Annotated in this window: 16 protein-coding genes and 1 tRNA gene; 12 read left to right on the top strand and 5 right to left on the bottom strand. The window is 66.7% G+C overall.

Annotated elements, in window-relative coordinates; genetic code table 11:
* Positions 1-70: 70 nt before the first annotated feature.
* On the bottom strand, positions 71-496 hold the full coding sequence (locus V7S63_RS03780; protein WP_336529250.1) for a hypothetical protein: 426 nt from the start codon (positions 494-496) through the stop codon (positions 71-73).
* Positions 497-839: 343 nt separating this feature from the next.
* On the opposite strand from V7S63_RS03780, the gene V7S63_RS03785 reads away from it, so the two are divergent.
* Together V7S63_RS03785 and V7S63_RS03790 are read left to right on the top strand one after the other, a co-directional pair.
* A complete protein-coding gene (locus tag V7S63_RS03785; RefSeq protein ID WP_244543683.1) occupies positions 840-2,510 on the top strand; it encodes an MFS transporter in 1,671 nt (556 codons plus the stop codon).
* A gap of 398 nt (positions 2,511-2,908) precedes the next feature.
* Positions 2,909-4,093: a GGDEF domain-containing protein gene (locus V7S63_RS03790; RefSeq protein WP_336529251.1), complete on the top strand. Its 1,185-nt coding sequence runs from the start codon at positions 2,909-2,911 to the stop codon at positions 4,091-4,093.
* 43 nt (positions 4,094-4,136) lie between these two features.
* Here the strand turns inward: V7S63_RS03790 and V7S63_RS03795 are convergent, their stop codons facing one another.
* Positions 4,137-4,820, bottom strand: a complete 684-nt coding sequence (locus V7S63_RS03795; protein WP_091829882.1) for a L,D-transpeptidase — start codon at positions 4,818-4,820, stop codon at positions 4,137-4,139.
* A gap of 305 nt (positions 4,821-5,125) precedes the next feature.
* Here V7S63_RS03795 and V7S63_RS03800 point away from each other — a divergent pair.
* From V7S63_RS03800 to ssb, 5 genes are all read left to right on the top strand, one after another.
* Positions 5,126-5,200: transfer RNA gene (locus V7S63_RS03800), tRNA-Thr, on the top strand.
* Positions 5,201-5,272: 72 nt separating this feature from the next.
* The gene (locus V7S63_RS03805) at positions 5,273-5,698 is read left to right on the top strand and encodes a hypothetical protein (protein WP_091829884.1); all 426 of its coding nucleotides are present in this window, start codon (positions 5,273-5,275) and stop codon (positions 5,696-5,698) included.
* 241 nt (positions 5,699-5,939) lie between these two features.
* Entirely contained in the window at positions 5,940-6,926 is a 987-nt protein-coding gene (locus V7S63_RS03810; RefSeq protein ID WP_091829885.1) for an MBL fold metallo-hydrolase, read from the top strand.
* Between the two features lie 136 nt (positions 6,927-7,062).
* On the top strand, positions 7,063-7,836 hold the full coding sequence (locus V7S63_RS03815) for an NAD kinase (protein WP_091829887.1): 774 nt from the start codon (positions 7,063-7,065) through the stop codon (positions 7,834-7,836).
* A gap of 220 nt (positions 7,837-8,056) precedes the next feature.
* Positions 8,057-8,596 carry a single-stranded DNA-binding protein gene (gene ssb / locus V7S63_RS03820; RefSeq protein WP_091829889.1) on the top strand — a complete coding sequence of 180 codons (540 nt, stop codon included), beginning with the start codon at positions 8,057-8,059 and terminating at the stop codon, positions 8,594-8,596.
* A gap of 233 nt (positions 8,597-8,829) precedes the next feature.
* Here ssb and V7S63_RS03825 read toward each other — a convergent pair whose 3' ends face one another.
* Positions 8,830-9,540 carry a helix-turn-helix domain-containing protein gene (locus V7S63_RS03825; protein ID WP_091829892.1) on the bottom strand — a complete coding sequence of 237 codons (711 nt, stop codon included), beginning with the start codon at positions 9,538-9,540 and terminating at the stop codon, positions 8,830-8,832.
* Between the two features lie 183 nt (positions 9,541-9,723).
* On the opposite strand from V7S63_RS03825, the gene V7S63_RS03830 reads away from it, so the two are divergent.
* The 4 genes from V7S63_RS03830 to V7S63_RS03845 all read left to right on the top strand — a co-directional run bounded on the left by V7S63_RS03830 (position 9,724) and on the right by V7S63_RS03845 (position 12,602).
* Positions 9,724-10,494: a transporter substrate-binding domain-containing protein gene (locus V7S63_RS03830; RefSeq protein WP_336529252.1), complete on the top strand. Its 771-nt coding sequence runs from the start codon at positions 9,724-9,726 to the stop codon at positions 10,492-10,494.
* A 64-nt stretch (positions 10,495-10,558) separates the two neighbouring features.
* On the top strand, positions 10,559-11,188 hold the full coding sequence (locus tag V7S63_RS03835) for a hypothetical protein (RefSeq protein WP_091829897.1): 630 nt from the start codon (positions 10,559-10,561) through the stop codon (positions 11,186-11,188).
* Positions 11,185-11,859, top strand: a complete 675-nt coding sequence (locus V7S63_RS03840; RefSeq protein WP_199777322.1) for an ABC transporter permease — start codon at positions 11,185-11,187, stop codon at positions 11,857-11,859. The genes V7S63_RS03835 and V7S63_RS03840 overlap by 4 nt, the downstream gene beginning before the upstream one ends.
* 8 nt (positions 11,860-11,867) lie before the next feature.
* Positions 11,868-12,602 (top strand): ABC transporter permease, encoded by a 735-nt coding sequence (locus tag V7S63_RS03845; RefSeq protein WP_336529253.1) that lies wholly within the window; start codon positions 11,868-11,870, stop codon positions 12,600-12,602.
* 21 nt (positions 12,603-12,623) lie between these two features.
* On the opposite strand, the gene V7S63_RS03850 is transcribed toward V7S63_RS03845, so the two are convergent.
* Positions 12,624-13,082: an Lrp/AsnC family transcriptional regulator gene (locus V7S63_RS03850; RefSeq protein ID WP_100958910.1), complete on the bottom strand. Its 459-nt coding sequence runs from the start codon at positions 13,080-13,082 to the stop codon at positions 12,624-12,626.
* Positions 13,083-13,228: 146 nt separating this feature from the next.
* Between V7S63_RS03850 and V7S63_RS03855 the strand changes: the two genes are divergently transcribed.
* Complete coding sequence (locus tag V7S63_RS03855) at positions 13,229-16,678, top strand: indolepyruvate ferredoxin oxidoreductase family protein (protein ID WP_336529254.1); 3,450 nt, start codon at positions 13,229-13,231, stop codon at positions 16,676-16,678.
* Positions 16,679-16,695: 17 nt separating this feature from the next.
* Here the strand turns inward: V7S63_RS03855 and V7S63_RS03860 are convergent, their stop codons facing one another.
* The gene (locus V7S63_RS03860) at positions 16,696-17,967 is read right to left on the bottom strand and encodes a 3-phosphoshikimate 1-carboxyvinyltransferase (RefSeq protein WP_336529255.1); all 1,272 of its coding nucleotides are present in this window, start codon (positions 17,965-17,967) and stop codon (positions 16,696-16,698) included.
* Positions 17,968-18,038 lie beyond the last annotated feature (71 nt).

An 18,038-nucleotide genomic window follows, 5' to 3' on the forward strand; every position in this document is an offset into this window, starting at 1 on the left:
TTGGAGCACTGGACCGAAACGTTGAAAACACTTTTCGGACGAATCCGCTGCGACGCCGTTGATCCGCCCCTCAGCGCCGCGCCACACGGCCGTCGCTGCTGAAGCGCATGACCCGGACCACCGGCTGCCCCTGCCGCGTCTCTATCCGATACAGCAACGGATCGGCCGCCGGCGGACGTGCGATGCCGATCGCGACGGGAATCGAGCGCTCCTTGTCCGGGGGCGGCTCGCTTGCCTCCGGCAGCACGACGACGACCCGCTGATCGCCGGATCCGCCGTAGAAGCCGGGATAGCCGGCGCCGTAGACGCCCACGCGGCCGCGACGGCTGTAGCTGGACTTCGCGACCGGCCGCATCGGTGAAAGGCGCGGCGCCGGAGCGGAAAATCCGCCACTGAGCGGCACTGCGCCGAAACCGGGAGCAGCCACGGCCGAAGACGCGGCGACGCATAGCCCCGCGAACACGATACCCAGAGGAATTCCGGAGCGAACTTTCATCGCCACCTCCCCTTCCTGCGCTCACCGCCGACACGGGCCGACATGGTTAGCGAAAGGTTAGCGGCTTGTGCGCGGCAAGGCGAGTCATGATGGGGTCTGGAGCCCAGCCGCCCCTGCCGAATGCTCAATCCTTCGTCTTACGCCTTTCGGTGCAAGACCAAGTGCTCGGTTGAAGATTGCCAGGGGTGGACGCATTCCTAGCCGATCAAACTTGGCTTTTCAAAGGCCTTTTGTCCTGAGTCGGCGTTGGCGCCGACTCCAAGCGAAGAACCGCCTGAAAGGCGGCACGAGGGCGCAGCAGATGGTCTGTAGCGCCTGGGGGAACGAAAAACGGGAGCGCTTCATGAGCATGGCACACGCATCGGCGGCCGCAGGGCCACGGCCGATGAGCAGGGAGGAGAAGAAGGTCATTCTGGCCTCCTCGCTGGGCACGGTCTTCGAATGGTACGATTTCTACCTCTACGGTTCACTCGCCGTGATGATCGGCGCGCATTTCTTCTCGGCCTTCGATGCCAACACACGCGCCATCTTCGCCCTGCTCGCCTTCGCCGCCGGCTTTCTCGTGCGCCCGTTCGGCGCGCTGTTCTTCGGCCGCCTCGGTGACCTGATCGGCCGCAAATACACCTTCCTCGTCACCATCCTGATCATGGGCGCCTCGACCTTTCTGGTCGGCCTGCTTCCGAGCTACAACAGCATCGGCTGGATCGCGCCGGTGATCCTGATCGCGCTGCGCATGCTGCAGGGCCTGGCGCTGGGCGGCGAATATGGCGGCGCAGCGGTCTATGTCGCCGAGCACGCTCCCCCGGGGCGGCGCGGCTTCTATACCTCCTTCATCCAGACCACGGCGACGCTCGGCCTGCTGCTGTCGCTGATCGTCATCCTCGGCATCCGCACCACCATGGGCGAGGCCGAGTTCGCCGCCTGGGGCTGGCGCATTCCGTTCCTCGCCTCGATCCTGCTGCTCGCGATCTCGGTCTACATCCGGCTCCAGATGCAGGAATCGCCGGCCTTCCAGAAGATGAAGGAAGAAGGCACGGGCTCGAAGGCGCCGCTGTCTGAGGCCTTCGGCCAGTGGAAGAACGCCAAGATCGCGCTGCTCGCGCTGTTCGGCCTCACCGCCGGCCAGGCCGTCGTCTGGTACACCGGCCAGTTCTACGCCCTGTTCTTCATCCAGAGCATCCTCAAGGTCGATCTCTACACGGCCAACGTGCTGATCGCCTGGTCGCTGATCATCGGCACCGCCGGCTTCGTCATCTTCGGCTCGCTGTCCGACAGGATCGGCCGCAAGCCGATCATCCTGGCCGGCTGCCTGATCGCGGCGCTGACCTATTTCCCGCTGTTCGGCGCGCTGACCAAGGCGGCGAACCCGGGCCTCGCCGCAGCGCATGAGAACGTCAAGGTCCAGGTCGTCGCCGATCCCGCCACCTGCGGCTCGGTCTTCGATCCGGTCGGCGTGCGCACCTTCACCCAGCCTTGCGACATCGCTCGCCGCACGCTGGCCACGCAGGCGATCGTCTACACCCAGGCCCCGGCCCCGGCCGGCACGCCTGCCAAGGTTACGGTCAACGGCAAGGACCTGGCGATCGATGCGACCTTCGCAGCGAACCTCGCCAAGGAGGCGGTCGCGGCCGGCTACCCGGCTGCAGGCGACGCCCGCATCGTCAAGACCGGCTTCCTGAGTGCCCTGTTCGGCGCGCAGTCGCTGACGGTCATCGCGATCCTGACCGTGCTCGTCATCTATGTGACGATGGTCTACGGCCCGATCGCTGCGGCGCTGGTCGAGCTCTTCCCGACCCGCATCCGCTACACCGGCATGTCGCTGCCCTACCATATCGGCAACGGCTGGTTCGGCGGCCTCCTCCCGGCGACCTCGTTCGCCATGGTGGCCGGCACCGGCGACATCTACTACGGCCTCTGGTACCCGATCGTGATCGCGATGATGACCTTCGTCATCGGCATGCTCTTCGTGCCCGAAACCAAGGATCGCGACATCCTGACACACGACAACGACTGATCCCCCAAGCCGGGATCGGCCACCCGACCTTCGAACCCCGCCCGAGAGGGCGGGGTTTTTCGTTGGACAGCGCGAGCCGAGTGATCATCCTGCATGGGCAGCAAGCGCTGCATCGATCGATCTGGAACCGGATACTTCCAGCTGCCCTAACTGGAGGATCCGGATATCGAAAACCCGCCGCATCAAGTCGAATCGAATTCTTCGAGCCCGTCGTGAATCAACGTAGAGCAAAGCGACTGTTGTCGAGCACCTGAATATCGGCGGCTCATTGCTCAACGCAAGATGAGCTTGCCACGGCAGACCGTCACAATCTGATATTAACTCGCTTGGGCTAGCTTTCGCTGTCGCGAGGCAGGGTGGGAGCGCTTGATCATGCCTGAAACCGAATCCGGGCATCGTTGACGACGATCGCGATGGACCTTGCGACCCTCTGGTACCTGACGATCGGAACGCTGCTCGTCGCAGCGGCCATGACCCTGTGGGAGCGGCAGGCGCACGCCCGGCGATCGCGGGAACTCGGCATCTGGACGGCTGCCTATGTCGTCTTCGCCCTGGGCTGCCTCCTCGCCATGTCCCGGACCCTGCTGCCCGGTGTGTCCGGCCCCGCGCTAACCAATGTTGTCATGCTCCTCGGCTACCTTCTGGTCCTGCACGGGGTTCTGCTGCTCGATGGCCGATCCGTGCGCCCCGCTCTCGCCGCGGGCTTCCTCGTCGCGATCGGCGCGGCATGGTTCACCGCCGGCGCCGGCTGGGCGAACCTGCTCTGGAACCATGCAAGCGCATTGCCCATCGCTGTTCTGTCTGCCCTGACCGCCCTCGCCTTGTTCCGCAGTCCGATGGCGCAGGGATTGCGCTCCCGTCCGCTTGCGGTCGTCGTTTTCGCCTGTCACGGGCTGACCTATGCGGTCCGCAGCTTCGTCGTGCCGGTCCTCGTCTCGGCTCACGGCGACAGCGTTCTGCCCATCGTTGCCAAGCTGACGATGTACGAGGCCGTGCTGTTCACGATGACGATGCCCATGTCCCTGATCGCCCTCGTGCGCGAAGAGGACCGGGCCCGGCTCCTGACGCATGTGCGCACCGATTTTCTGACCGGTCTCAACAACCGCCAAGGCTTCTTCGAGCTCGGTCCCGAGTGTTTGCGCCGCGATGGCGAGAAGGCGTCGCATGCGCTGCTCGCCTTCGATCTCGACCACTTCAAGGCGATAAACGACACCCATGGACACGATGTCGGCGATCAGGTGCTGAAGCTGTTCGCCGGAATCGCACGAGACGCGGCGGGCCAGAAGGCCGTTTGTGCCCGACTCGGCGGCGAGGAGTTCGCGCTGCTGCTGCCAGGCGCGAGCGTCGACGAAGCCCGAAAGATCGCAGAGGCCATCACCTGGCGCTTCACGGAGGCGGCGGCGCGCAGCGACGGTCTCGCCATGGCCGCCACCGTCAGCGTCGGGTTGGTGGAGACGATCGCCGATCGGGTCGACCTCTGCGAGCTGCTGGCCGCCGCTGACCGCGCCCTCTACAAGGCCAAGCTGCTCGGGCGCAACCGCATCGAGCTTGCGGAACCCGTGAGGATCGCAGCCGCCGCGTGAGCCTCAGCAACGGTCCGCGAGCCCCTCGGACGTCACGCTGCCATCACACCGGCAGCACCGTGACCGGCGTTCCCAGCGCGACGCGGGCGTAAAGGTGGATGATGTCCTGGTTGATCATCCGGATGCAGCCCGAGGAGACATTGGTGCCGACGGTATAGGGCTCGGTCGTGCCGTGGATGCGGTAGCCGAGATCGCGCCCCTCGCCGAAGAGATAGAGGGTGCGGGCTCCGAGCGGGCTCTTCGGCCCGCCGCGGACGCCGGGGCCGCGCGACGTCGGCTCGAGTTGGGCCCTGATCTGCGGGTCGCGATCGATCATCTCCTGCGGCGGCACCCAGTCGGGCCAGTCGCGCTTCATGTTGATCTTCGCCTGGCCCGTCCAGCCGAAGCCCTCACGGCCGACGCCGACGCCATAGCGCGTCGCAACGCCCTGCGATTCGACGAAATAGAGATGGTAGGAGCCGGGATCGACGACGATCGAGCCCGGCGGCTCCGGCCGGCGGAACTCGACCGTCTGGCGCAGATAACGCGGCTCGATGCTCTGGTAGTCGATCGCCGGTACCGCAAAGCGCTCGCCCGGATATTCCACATAGACTTGCGCGTAATTCGGGCGTGCCAGCGTGCGCGTCAGGCTGGGTCCTCTCGGAGCGGCGATCTCCGGCAGCGCCACGATGCTGCCCCCTCCGCCGCAGCCGGCGAGACCGGGGGCCAGGAGCGACAGAGACGACATGGTAAAGGATCGGCGGCTCAGCATGGGCACATCTCAGACAAGGCTTTTGCAAAAGCATCGACTTAGATGGTTACGAGCCGGTGAATGCCGGGGCGTGAGTTTCCGCCGCGCTTCAGAACCGCATCTCGACGTCCCTTAAGGGCGTGGTCTCTGGAGCGTTCGCCGATGGCGGCGGCGTACGTCGGGCCGAGAGCGGTGCCACCGCGAACATAGCCTTGGGGGATGCGCCGGCGATCGTGGCGGAGCCGGCCAGCTCACCGCCGGCCTTGCCCTCGCCTCCCCGGCCTGATACCGCAGCGCACAGGGCCGGCGTAGCACAGCGGTAGTGCAGCGGTTTTGTAAACCGAAGGTCGGGAGTTCGATCCTCTCCGCCGGCACCATCCGACTTCGGTGGCCTGTCGCTTGCTTGCCATGCCGCCGCGACGACGAGGACGACCGGAGCCCACCGAGCGATGACCTCTGCCGACCAGCGCGACCACTTGCTCGCCCTCGCGCAACGCTGCGAGCGCACCGGCCGCCCCGACCGCAATCTCGACGCCGACATCTACGAGGCGCTTGGCTTCACCGTGCGGCGCAAGCCGACCACCCTGCTCGCCCCGCGCACGCCGCCCGGCGGCATCTACCAGCAGGGCTCGCTCTGGAAGGCGATCGGCCGGATCAGCGCCGAGATCGACGTCGCGGTCGGCGTCATCCGGCAGAAGGCCCCGGACTGGAACTGGAGCCTGCAATCGGTCGCGACCGAGGAGCAGACCTATGAGGCGCTGGTCGCCGGCTGTTCCGGCCAGGGCGCGCTCGCCTCGCTCGCGCTCTGCGCCGCCCTGCTCAAGGCGTTCGCGCGCGGCCGCTCCGATCAGCCCCCGACCCAGGGCGAGCGCTGAAACCATCCCGATTTCAAGGGCAAGGCCGATCTGGCGAAGAGATCGAATCAACCCACCCCGGCGAAGCCGCACAGCGACGACAAACTCACGGACAATTGACCCGAGGCAACCAAACGCCGGTTGAAGGCGTTGTTTGCCCAGTTAGTTTGACGCTCGGGCGAGCAATGCCCAGGGCACGAATCCGGCTGGCGGGGCGCCATCCGGGAGAGGTCGTGCCCTTCTCGTTGTTGGAGCCTGATCGATGGCCCGTTTCGAAGCCTCGCGCCGCACTGTCATGGCGGGCGCCGGCGCGCTAGCTGCAGCTGCCGCGCTCGACCTGCCCGCCGGCATCGCGCCAGCCCACGCGCAAGGAGCGTCCGTGAACCAGAACCCGGGTTTCTACCGCTACAAGGTCGGCGACATCACCGTCACCGCCCTGAACGACGGCTTCGCCAAGCGCCCGCTCGAAGGCTTCGTGCGCAATGCCGAGCTCGCGGACGTCAAGAAGGCGATGGAGCAGGCGTATCTGCCGAGCGACGCCCTCTCGATCACCTTCACCACGCTGGCGCTGCAGATCGGCGACAAGATCACCCTGATCGACACTGGTAACGGCGATTCCGGCGCGCCGACCTCGGGCGCCTGGATGAAGAACTTCCAGGCTGCCGGGCTCGACCCGAAGAATGTCTCGACCGTGGTCTTCAGCCATTTCCACGGCGACCACATCAACGGCTTCCGGCTGAAAGACGGCACCGCCGTGTTCCCGAACGCCGAAGTGATGGTGCCAGCGGCCGAATGGGCCTTCTGGATGGACGACGCCAAGATGAATGCCGCGCCCGAGGCAATGAAGGGTGCCTTCGCCGGCGTGCGCCGCGTTTTCGGCCCGGTCGCCAAGGATGTGAAGCAATACGAGGCGGGCAAGGAGATCGTCCCGGGCGTGACCGCGATCGCCGCCCCCGGCCATACCCCCGGCCATACCGTCTTCGCCGTCTCCTCCGGCAGCGGCAAGCTGATGGTGCTGTCCGACACCACCAACCACCCGGCCCTGTTCGTGCGCAATCCCGACTGGTCGGCGGTGTTCGACATGGACGGGCCGCAGGCCGCCGCCACCCGCCGCAAGCTGCTCGACATGGCCGTCGCCGACAAGATGCAGGTCTGCTTCTACCACGCCCCCTTCCCCGCCACCGGCCATATCGCCAAGGCGGGCAACGGCTTCGAGCTCGTACCGGTGCAGTGGAGCAGCGCGATCTGAGACCCTCGCGCTTCCGCTGGGAAAGGCCGGGGCATGCGCCTCGGCCTTTCTTTTTGCGGCGTGCTCGCCGGGCGGCTCGCGATCCTGTCCGCGGCCATGCTAGACCGGTCGCAGCCATGCCTGCCGGATACCAGCGATGACCGAGCGCTTTACCGCCATCTCCTTCGTCGCCAGCGAGACGCCCGAGGCCGAGGCCGCGCGCGCCAAGCTGGTCGAGCGCTATGGCGATGCCGATCCGGCCGAGGCCGAGGTCGTCGTCGCTCTCGGCGGCGACGGCCTGATGCTGCAGACGCTCCATCGCTTCATGGGCACGGCCAAGCCGATCTACGGCATGAATCGCGGCTCGGTCGGCTTCCTGATGAACGAGTTCCGCGAGCGCGGGCTGCGCCAGAAGCTCGAGGCGGCGCATCGCAGCGTCGTCCATCCGCTGGTGATGACGGCGGTCGACTGCAACGGCAAGCGCATCGAGGCGCGCGCGATCAACGAGGTCTCGCTGTTCCGCCGCTCATACCAGGCGGCCAAGCTGCGCATTTCCGTCGACGGGCAGGTGCGCCTGTCCGAGCTCGTCGCCGACGGCGTCCTGCTCGCGACCCCGGCCGGCTCGACCGCCTACAATCTCTCCGCCAATGGCCCGATCCTGCCGCTCGACGCGCCGCTCCTGGCGCTGACCCCGCTCTCGCCGTTCCGGCCCAGGCGCTGGCGTGGCGCATTGCTGCCCGACCATGCCCGGGTGACGATCGCGGTTCTGGAGGCCGAAAAGCGGCCGGTCAGCGCCGTCGCCGACCATACCCAGATCGACAACGTCATCTCGGTGCAGATCGCGATCGACCGCTCGCTCGATCTTGTCATGATGCACGACCCCGGCCACAGCCTGGACGAGCGCATCCTGCGCGAGCAGTTCGGGTATTGAGGCGCAGCGGAGGCCGCTCGTAGCGGCAATACCTGTCCCCGCCGGCACCCGTCAGGGCTCTGCGCCTTCGCGACATTCGCGAATTTTAACGGGGACAAGCCACGAAAGGCCCCTTGAACAAAACAGGAACATCATTGATAGTGCCGGCACGGACCGCTAGGGTCCGCATTCGGTCATTCGGCCGGGTTCGTGATGAAGTGCGCAGGAAACGGAGCCTGTCATGGCTGGTAGCGTCAACAAGGTCATTCTGGTCGGCAATCTCGGGCGCGACCCCGAGGTGCGGCGCCTCGGCAGCGGCGAGCCGGTGGTCAATCTGCGGATCGCCACCTCGGAAACCTGGCGCGACAAGCAGTCGGGCGAGCGCAAGGAGCGCACCGAGTGGCACTCCGTGGTGATCTTCAACGAGAATCTCGCCAAGGTCGCCGAGCAGTATCTGAAGAAGGGCTCGAAGATCTACATCGAGGGCCAGCTGCAGACCCGCAAATGGCAGGACCAGCAGGGCGTCGAGAAGTACACGACCGAGATCGTGCTGCAGCGTTTCCGTGGCGAGCTCACCATCCTCGACAGCCGCGGCCAGGGCGGCGACGAGTTCGGCGGCGGCAGCGGTGGCTATGGCGACGAGGGATCGTCGGGTGGCAGCTCCTTCGGCCGGTCGAGCCCGGTCGGTGGCGGTTCGCGCCAGCCGGCGATGGCAAGCGGCGGTGGCAGCAGCGGCGGTTCGCGCTCGTCGAGCCATCTCGACGACGACATCCCGTTCTAGAGAAATTCCAGCAAAAGTGCGCAGCGGTTTTGCGTCTGGAATTGCGTGGAAACAAAGGGATAGAGCATTTCCGGCGAACCAGTGTTCGTCGGAAATGCTCTAGGTTTCGCAGGCCGTCGGGGGATCTCGCCGACCCCGCCCTCCGCATTTCGACGGATGGCGCAGGCCTGAGTGCCGCACGACGACAATGAGATGGATCACCATCATCGCGTCCTGCCGGGCGCGATGATGATCTATGTGCGCAGGTTGAACACGACCGACAGGAAGCGGACGGTCGGCGTCAGCAGCCGCTCGTGGCCATGGACGAAATTGGCATCGAAGACGAGCGTATCGCCGGGCCGCAGTTCCATCGACGCGTCGGCATAGCGGTAGACCATCGCGCCTTCGAGCATGTGCATGAACTCGATCCCGGTGTGCTGGAAGCCCGGATGGTCCGCCGCCTCGCTGGTCAGCGTCACCAGATAGGGCTCGATGTATTTCTCGCCCGAGAGCAGGTGGCCGAGCAGTTCGTAGCTCAGGCCGGCGCGCTGGCCGCGTCGCTGCACGGCGATACCCTGCCCTGCACGCACGAGCGAATAGTCGGCCTGCTGGTTATAGGAAGCGAACAGCCGCGCGACCGGCACCTTGAGCGCTGCCGCGATCGAGACCAGCGTCGTGAAGGACGGCGTGGCCGAACCGCGCTCGATCTTGGACAGCATGCCGTTCGACAGCCTGGCCGCCTCGGCCAGCTGGTTGGCGGCCATGCTGAGACTCAATCGCAGGCTCCTGATCTCCTGGCCGACCGCCGCTGCCAGGGCCTGGCCACCCTGCCCGCCTTCTGGCTCCTGGTTGGTTGATGGACCCCCGCCGGTCGCCGCTAGGCCGGCTCGCGTCATCATCGAGAGCGCGCCACGCCTGACACGCTTTCCGTCCGGCGGTTTGCCGTCGCGTTTGCGATCGACCAAAGCAGAACCTCCCAGCCTTCGCGGATCGGTTTGGAGCCGGCATGGCCCATCCGGACAGGCCATCCGCACTTGCCGCGACCACCACATTTTCATGAGATGAAAATATTTGCCAGCGCGTTGACAAGCCGCGGGTGCGACAGAACAATCCCTGCAACGAGCGATAATAAACATCGTGAGGGGATCATGATCAATAAGCACAAATTCACGACTATTCTTGTCTGCGCCGCTTTTTCGAGCGTGTTCGCCGGAGCATCACAAGCAAAAGACCTGCGGATCGCCACCGAGGGAACCTATGCGCCGTGGAGCTTCGTCGACGCCGGCGGCAAGCTGACGGGTTGGGACGTCGATATCGCCAACGCCCTGTGCGAGGCGATGAAGGCCAAGTGCACGATCATGGCGCAGGAATGGGACGGCATCATCCCCGGCCTCAACGCCAGGAAATACGACCTGATCGTCGCCAGCATGGGCGTCACCGAAAAGCGCAAGCAGCAGGTCGCCTTCTCCAAGAAATACAAGAACACGGCGAGCCAGTTCGTCGGGAAGAAGGATGCGCCCGCCGACACCAGCCCCGACGCGCTCAAGGGCAAGCGGATCGGTGTCCAGCGCGGCAGCATCCAGGATGCCTATCTGACCGCGACCTATCCGAAATCGGAGATCGTGCGCTACGACAAGACCACCGATGTCGAGCTCGACCTCATCGCCGGCCGCGTCGACCTGCTGCTCGCCAACAAGGTGACCTCGATGCTCGGCTTCCTGAAGCGGCCGGAAGCGGCGAGCTTCGCGCTCGTCGGCCCGGAATACAGCGGCGGCCTGCTGGGCGAAGGCAACGCCATCGCCCTGCGCAAGGACGACGCCAAGCTGCTCGAAGAGGTCAATGCCGCCATCGATACGCTGATCTCCAACGGCACCTATGACAGCATCACCAGGAAGTATTTCGACTTCAAGCTGATGTGAATCGACACGCCGTGCCGAAGGCGGGCCCGGCCTGCCTTCGGCTGGGAAGAACGAGACCGACCCGATGATCACCTTTGCGACACTCGGCCCGAGCGGCACCAACCATGAGCTCGTGACCAGGGAATACATCAAGTTCCACGAGATTCCCGACAGCGAGATCGTGCTGGTGCCCGATTTCGACATGGCGACAAGCGGGCTGATGCGGGGCGACTATGATTTCGTCGTCCAATGCGCCGTCCACCCGGACACGCCGCCGACGCTCGGCACGCATTTCCACAAGGTCTTCGCGGTCGACAGCTTCATCTCCCGCAGCAAGGAGCTGGCGGTGCTGACTCGCTCGGAGGTCGAGCAGCCGAAATCGATCGGCCTGCTGGCGCCGGCGACCGAGAGCTATATCGACATCGGCCGCTGGGAGACGCGCGTCTCGGATCCTTCGCTGCCGATCATCTTCCAGAACCTGCTCGCGGGGAAGTACGACTCGGCGCTGGTCTATCTCGAATATGCCGAGCAGTATCCGGACCGCGTCCGCGTCGACGAGATTCTGGGCTCGCCCGACGATGTCTGGATCGTCTATGCGGACGAGCGGACCTCCGGCGGCAAGCTCCAGGCCTGGCGGGACGGGCCTGTCCGCGAGCTGATCCGCCAGAAGGTCGCGAGCCGCGCCGCCGAGGATGCGGGAGCCGCGCTGCCATGACGCTGGCCTGGCTCTCCGGCTATGGGCTGCAACTGCTTTACGGAGCGGGGGTGACATTGTCGGTCGCCGCGGTGGCGCTGCTGTTCGGAACGGCCTTCGGCCTGTCGCTCGGCGCGCTCAAGACCTATGGCAGCAGGCCGTTCCGCTATGTCGCGGAAGCCTATACCGCGATCGTCAGGGGCGTGCCCGACCTGATCGTCATCTACCTCATCTATTTCGGCGGCACGATCGCCCTCACCCGGCTGACCGGGCACTATGTCGACATCAACGGCTTCGCCGCCGGCGTGGCGGCGCTGGCCTTCATCTTCGCGGCCTATGCCAGCGACATATTCCGCAGCGCGATCAGGCAGGTCCCGCGCGGACAGTCGGAGGCGGCGCATGCGCTCGGCCTGCCGCGGAGCGTCACCTTCTTCAAGGTGGTGCTGCCGCTGGCCTGGCGGATCGCGCTGCCGGGCTTCGGCAATCTTTCGATCATCCTGATCAAGCAGACCTCGCTCATCTCGGTGATCGGGCTGGAGGAACTGCTCAGGGCCTCCGCCGTCGTTTCCGGCGCGACGCGAGAACCGTTCTTCGTCTACGCCGTCGCCGCGCTGCTCTATCTCGCCATCACCAGCACCGCGTCCTGGGGCCTGCACCGCGCCCGTATCCGCTCCAATCGCGGCTTTGCCTGAGCGATCCGATGCTTGACCTCCAGATCATGGCCGAGGCTTTCCCGAACCTGCTCCAGGGCGTCGGGCTGACGGGCAGGCTCGCCATCCTCATCCTGATCTTCGGCATGCTGGTCGCGATCCCGCTGGCCTATGCGCGCAATGCGCACTCGGCCTGGCTGCATGGGCCGGCGAGCGCCTACATCTTCGTCATTCGCGGCGTCCCGTCGCTGCTGCAGGTCTTCCTGGTCTATTACGGGCTCGGGCAGTTCGAATTCATCCGGAGTTCGGCGCTCTGGCCGATCTTCCGCGACCCGTTCTGGTGCGTGATCATCGCGCTCGGGCTGAACTCGGCCGCCTATACCGCCGAGATCATCGCCGGCGCGCTCAGGCTGGTCCCGAAGGGGCTGAACGAGGCGGCGCGGGCGCTCGGCCTCTCCTGGTTCCAGACGCAGCGCAAGATCATTATCCCGCTCGCGGCCCGCCTGGCCCTGCCCGCCTACGAGAACGAGATCATCCTGACGGTGAAGGCAACCTCGCTGGCGAGCACCATCACCCTGCTGGACCTCACCGGCGCGGCCCGGCTGGAGGTGTCGAACACCTTCGCGCCCTATGAGGTCTTCCTCACCGCCGGCGCGATCTATTTCTGCATCACGACGACGCTGAGCTGGCTGCTGCGCAAGCTCGAGCGGCGCCTGTCGATCGAGAATCGCGGCGTCGTGCAGAAGGCGCGGGAGCTTCGGCTCGGCGCGGCGGCGCACGCCTGAGAGCCGACCCGCGGTCGATCCTCATACCGGCACCGCGCCGTGCACCTTGATCTCCTTCAGGACGAGGTTGGTGCGGACATGCGCGATGCCTGGCAGCCTGAACAGGAAATGGTCCAGGAACTCGTTGTAGGCGTCCTTGTCGCGGCAGACGATATGCAGGTGATAATCCGCCTCGCCGGTGGTCGCGAAACATTCCAGCACCTCCGGCCGCTCGGCCACGCGTGAAATGAAGGTCGAGACGTGGTCGGCCTCGTGCCGCACCAGCCCGACATGCACGATCGCGCTGAAGGCGAGCCCGGCTTTGGCCGGATCGACGATGGCGCGATAGCTCGCGATCACGCCCGCCTCCTCCAGCGCCCGCACGCGCCGCCAGCAGGCGGACGCCGACATGCCGGCGCGCTCGGCCAGATCCTGGTTCGAGATGCGGGCGTCGCCCTGCAGCAGAGCGACGAGCTTGCGATCCTGATCGGTGAGTTGCATCTGCCGGGGTTACGGAAGGATCATCCTTTTAGGCGGCCATTTTCGGTGAAATCGACCGATCGCGCAACCAATTCCGGCAAACGAGACAGATCTTTCCAGAGCAGGCGGCGTAGACTCTCCGCGAGACTTGCCGGGAGGTCCGCGCCATGAATGCCATCACGCCGATCGGCCCACTCTCCGACTACGCGCTGGGCGATCGCTACACCCGCAGCAGAGGCCGTGTCTTCCTGACCGGCACGCAGGCGCTGGTGCGGATCGCGCTCGATCAGGCCCGGCGCGACCGCGCCGCCGGGCTCGATACGGCGGGCTTCATCTCGGGCTATCGCGGCTCCCCGCTCGGTGGCGTCGACCTCGAACTCTGGCGCTCCAGCGATCTCCTGAAGCAGCACGGCATCGAATTCCTGCCGGCCGTCAACGAGGACCTCGCCGCGACCGCGGTCCTCGGCTCGCAGCAGGTCGAGACCAATCCGGACCGGACGGTGCAGGGCGTCTTCGGCCTCTGGTACGGCAAGGGCCCCGGCGTCGATCGTGCCGGCGATGCGCTCAAGCACGGTAACGCCTATGGCTCCTCGCCGCATGGCGGCGTGCTGGTCGTCGCCGGCGACGATCATGGCTGCGTCTCCTCATCGATGCCGCATCAGTCCGACGTCGCCTTCATGGCCTGGTTCATGCCGACGCTGAACCCGGCCTCGATCGGCGAATACCTCGCCTTCGGCGAGTACGGCTACGCGCTGTCGCGCTATTCCGGCATGTGGGTCGGCTTCAAGGCGATCTCGGAGACGGTCGAGAGCGGCCAGTCGGTCGAATTGCCGGCGCCGCGCCAGTTCAACGATCCCGACTACACGCCGCCGGCCACCGGGCTGCACTATCGCTGGCCGGATCTGCCGGGTCCCCAGATCGAGGAGCGGATGGAGGCCAAGAAGATGGCCGTCTTCGCCTTCGCCGAGGCGAACCCGATCGACCGGCGCATCTACGACATCCCCGACGCCTCCTTCGGCATCGTCACCACCGGCAAGGCGCATCTCGACCTGATGGAGGCGCTGCGCCTGCTTGGCCTCGACGAAGCGGCCTGCCGCAGCCACGGCATCGACATCTACAAGGTCGGCATGGTCTGGCCGCTGGCGCGCCGGGCGGCGCTGGAATTCGTGCGTGGGAAGGCGGAGATCCTCGTCGTCGAGGAAAAGCGCGGCATCATCGAGAGCCAGCTCAAGGAGTACTTCTACGACTATCCCGGCCACAAGCCGCATTCGATGGTCGGCAAGCGCGACGAGGACGGCCATCGCCTGATCTCCTGGATCGGCGAGCTGTCGCCGCGCCTGCTCGCGCCGATCGTGGCGAAACGCCTGGACGCGCTGTTCCCGGATCTGCGCCTTGCCGAGCGGGCCGCGGCGCTCGCGCCCGAAGCCAGCCGGCTGATCCAGGTGCCGGGCGCGACGCGGACGCCGTATTTCTGCTCCGGCTGCCCGCACAACTCGTCGACCAAGGTGCCGGAGGGCTCGAAGGCGCTGGCCGGGATCGGTTGCCATTTCATGGCGAGCTGGATGGACCGCGAGACCAGCTCGCTGATCCAGATGGGCGGCGAAGGCGTCAACTGGGCGGCGTCGTCGCTGTTCACCGGCAAGGGCCACATCTTCCAGAACCTCGGCGAAGGCACCTATTACCATTCCGGCTCGATGGCGATCCGCCAGGCGATCGCGGCGAAAGCCAACATCACCTACAAGATCCTGTTCAACGACGCCGTCGCCATGACCGGCGGCCAGCCCGTGGACGGGCCAATCAGCGTACACGCCATCGCGCAGGAGGTCCGCGCCGAGGGTGTCGAGCGGATCGCGCTGGTTTCGGACGCGCCGGAGAAGTTCGCGCCGAGCAGCCTCCCCCATGGCGTGACGATCCATCACCGCCGCGAACTCGATGCGGTCCAGCGCGAATTGCGCGAGATCAAGGGCGTCTCGGTGCTGATCTACGAACAGACCTGCGCCACCGAAAAGCGCCGCCGGCGCAAGCGCGGCACGATGGAAGACCCGCAGCGCTTCGCCGTCATCAACGACCTCGTCTGCGAGGGCTGCGGCGACTGTTCGGTGGCGTCGAACTGCCTCAGCGTCGAGCCGAAGGAGACGCCCTTCGGCCGCAAGCGGCAGATCAACCTCTCCAACTGCAACAAGGACTTCTCCTGCCTCGACGGCTTCTGCCCGAGCTTCGTGACGGTCGAAGGCGCCACTCGCCGCAAGCGGCAGGCGAGCGCGGACGACTTCGCCGGGCGGGCGGCGGCGTTGCCTGAACCGGCTCTGCCGGCGCTCGACAGGCCCTATGACCTGCTCGTCACCGGCGTCGGCGGTACCGGCGTCGTCACGATCGGCGCGCTGATCGCAATGGCGGCCCATCTCGAAGGCAAAGGCAGCTCGGTCCTCGACTTCACCGGCTTCGCCCAGAAATTCGGGCCGGTGCTCTCCTTCATGCGGATCGCCGCAACGCCCGAGGCGATAAACCAGGTCCGCATCGACGCCGGCGCGGCCGACGCGCTGATCGGCTGCGATATCGTGGTGTCGTCCTCGCCCAAGGCCTCGGCGACGTATCGCGCCGGCATGCGCGCTGTCGTCAACCTGGCGGAGATGCCAACCGGCGACATCGTGCGCCAGCGCGACGCCGACCTCGCGACGCGCCGCCGGCTGAAGGCGATCGAGGCGGCGATGGGCGCCGCTAACGTCCGCGCCATCGATGCCAATGCCCTCGCCGAGACGCTGTTCGGCGATGCCGTCTTCGCCAACATCGTCATGCTCGGCCATGCCTGGCAGCAGGGGCTAGTTCCGGTCGGGCTGGAGGCGCTTCACCGCGCCATCACGCTCAACGGGGTCGCGGTCGAGCGCAACCGGCAGGCCTTTGCCGCCGGCCGGCTCGCAGCCGCCGACCCGGCAGCCTTCGCGCCGGCACCTGTCGCCTTCGAGACGGAAGGCCTCGACGCGGTGATCGCCCGTCGCGTGCGCTTCCTCGCCGACTACCAGGACGAGGCCTGGGCGCGGCGCTACCGGGCTGCTGTCGACAAGGTCCGCGCCGCCGAGCGGCCGTTCGGCAGCGAAGCGCTGACGCTGGCCGTCGCCCGCTCGCTGTTCAAATTGATGTCCTACAAGGACGAATACGAGGTGGCGCGGCTGCACATGCAGACCGGCTTCCTCGACGAGCTGAAACAGCGCTTCGAGGGCGACTTCACGGTGAACTACCATCTCGCCCCGCCCTTCCTCGGCGGCGAGAAAGATGCGCGCGGACGCCCGCTGAAGCGCCGCTTCGGCCAGTGGATCCAGACGCCTCTGCGGCTGCTGGCGCGCTTCAAGGGCCTGCGCGGCACCGCTTTCGACCCGTTCGGCTACACGGCGGAGCGCAAGATGGAGCGCGCGCTGATCGGCTGGTACGAGGGGCTGATCGACGAGCTGCTGGCACGGCTCCCGGCCCGGGGGCCGGACGCCCTGGCAACGATCGCCGCCTTGCCGATGGATATTCGCGGCTATGGCCCGGTCAAGGATGCCGCCGTGGAACCGGTCAAGGCCGCGGCGGAGCAGCGGCTGAACGAGCTTTCGACGGCAGCGGCGAAGGAAGCGGCCTGAGCGCCATGCGGCAAGCCCTACGGCACATCGCCTTCGAAGCGCACGCCGAGCGAGCCGAGCGCGCGCCAGTAGTCCGGATAGGTCTTCGCCACGCAACCGGGATCGAGGATGGTGACGCCGCCGATCTTCAGCCCGGCCAGCGCGAAGCTCATGGCGATGCGGTGGTCGGCGAAGGTGTCGATCTCGGCCGGCAGCGTCTGGCCGGCCAGCGCCGGATCGGAGGCCACCAACAGGTCGTCGCCCTCCTCGACACCGAGTCCGGTGCGAATCCGCGACAGGCCCTGCGCCAGCGCGGCGACCCGGTCGCATTCCTTGACGCGCAGATTGGCGATGCCGGTGAAGCGCACCGGCGTCCGGTTGAAGGCGGCGAGCACGGCGAGCGTCGGCACCGCATCCTGCATCTGTGAGCCGTCGATCTCAGCCGGCAGATTGGGGAAGGCGGCGATCAGCTCATGCGCCCTGGCGTCGGGCTGGGTGAAGGCGGAAGCCGGCACGCCGAGATCGATCGCGCCGCCGGTCAGCACCTCCGCCGCCCAGAGATAGGTCGCGGCCGAAGCGTCCGGCTCGATCAGATAGTCTGTCGCAGCATAGCCGGTCGGCGCGATCCGCCAGCCGCCGCTCGCCGGCTCGGAGACTTCGGCGCCGAAGGCGCGCATCGTCGCCAGCGTCAGGTCGACATAGCCGCGCGCGCCGATCTCCTGGCCGGTCAGGACGACATCGACGGGGTTGCGCGCGCAGGCGCCTGCCATCAGCAGCGCCGAGACATATTGGCTGGAGAGCCCGCCATCGACCTCGACCAGCCCGCCTTCGAATCCGCCCTGCCCCTGGATGGTGACCGGCGGGCAGCCGCTCGGCGCGCTGATCGCAACGCCGAGCCTCGTGAGCGCTTCGACCAGCGGCAGGATCGGCCGCTTGCGCATATGCTCGTCGCCATCGACGACGACCGTGCCGTCGACCAGCGCCGCTGCCGCGGTCAGGAAGCGGGTCGCCGTGCCGGCATTGCCGAGGAAGAGCGGTCCGGCCGGCGCCTTGAGCCGTCCGTCGCTGGTGACGATGAAGCTGGTCGCGTCAGGCTCGTCGATCGTGACGCCCATGTCGCGCAGCGCCTGCGCCATATAGCGGGTGTCGTCGCTCTTCAGCGCGCCGCTGAGCCGGCTGGTGCCTTTCGCCAGAGCCGCAACCAGCAGAGCCCGATTGGTGATCGATTTCGAGCCGGGCGGCATCACGCGGCCGGTCAGGGCGGCCGTCGTCGGCAGGATGGTGAGTTTGCTCAGGGCGGAGTTGGTCATGGCAGGCTCGCGGCTCGGTCGCGAGGGTCTTAGACCGTGCCGCCGCCGAGCGGAAGCCGCGTCCGCGGGCC

This window comes from Allobosea sp. CCNWLY174, from assembly GCF_037120455.1.
GTDB lineage: Bacteria > Pseudomonadota > Alphaproteobacteria > Rhizobiales > Beijerinckiaceae > Allobosea > Allobosea lupini.

Excerpts from the sequence above, each read along its gene's own strand:
- ssb (WP_091829889.1), top strand. The coding sequence starts at position 8,057 with ATGGCTGGTAGCGTCAACAAGGTCATTCTGGTCGGCAATCTCGGGCGC.
- V7S63_RS03795 (WP_091829882.1), bottom strand. The coding sequence starts at position 4,820 with ATGTCGTCTCTGTCGCTCCTGGCCCCCGGTCTCGCCGGCTGCGGCGGA.
- V7S63_RS03780 (WP_336529250.1), bottom strand. The coding sequence starts at position 496 with ATGAAAGTTCGCTCCGGAATTCCTCTGGGTATCGTGTTCGCGGGGCTA.
- V7S63_RS03850 (WP_100958910.1), bottom strand. The coding sequence starts at position 13,082 with ATGCAACTCACCGATCAGGATCGCAAGCTCGTCGCTCTGCTGCAGGGC.
- V7S63_RS03830 (WP_336529252.1), top strand. The coding sequence starts at position 9,724 with ATGATCAATAAGCACAAATTCACGACTATTCTTGTCTGCGCCGCTTTT.
- V7S63_RS03810 (WP_091829885.1), top strand. The coding sequence starts at position 5,940 with ATGGCCCGTTTCGAAGCCTCGCGCCGCACTGTCATGGCGGGCGCCGGC.
- V7S63_RS03845 (WP_336529253.1), top strand. The coding sequence starts at position 11,868 with ATGCTTGACCTCCAGATCATGGCCGAGGCTTTCCCGAACCTGCTCCAG.
- V7S63_RS03805 (WP_091829884.1), top strand. The coding sequence starts at position 5,273 with ATGACCTCTGCCGACCAGCGCGACCACTTGCTCGCCCTCGCGCAACGC.
- V7S63_RS03835 (WP_091829897.1), top strand. The coding sequence starts at position 10,559 with ATGATCACCTTTGCGACACTCGGCCCGAGCGGCACCAACCATGAGCTC.
- V7S63_RS03840 (WP_199777322.1), top strand. The coding sequence starts at position 11,185 with ATGACGCTGGCCTGGCTCTCCGGCTATGGGCTGCAACTGCTTTACGGA.
- V7S63_RS03815 (WP_091829887.1), top strand. The coding sequence starts at position 7,063 with ATGACCGAGCGCTTTACCGCCATCTCCTTCGTCGCCAGCGAGACGCCC.
- V7S63_RS03855 (WP_336529254.1), top strand. The coding sequence starts at position 13,229 with ATGAATGCCATCACGCCGATCGGCCCACTCTCCGACTACGCGCTGGGC.
- V7S63_RS03860 (WP_336529255.1), bottom strand. The coding sequence starts at position 17,967 with ATGACCAACTCCGCCCTGAGCAAACTCACCATCCTGCCGACGACGGCC.
- V7S63_RS03785 (WP_244543683.1), top strand. The coding sequence starts at position 840 with ATGAGCATGGCACACGCATCGGCGGCCGCAGGGCCACGGCCGATGAGC.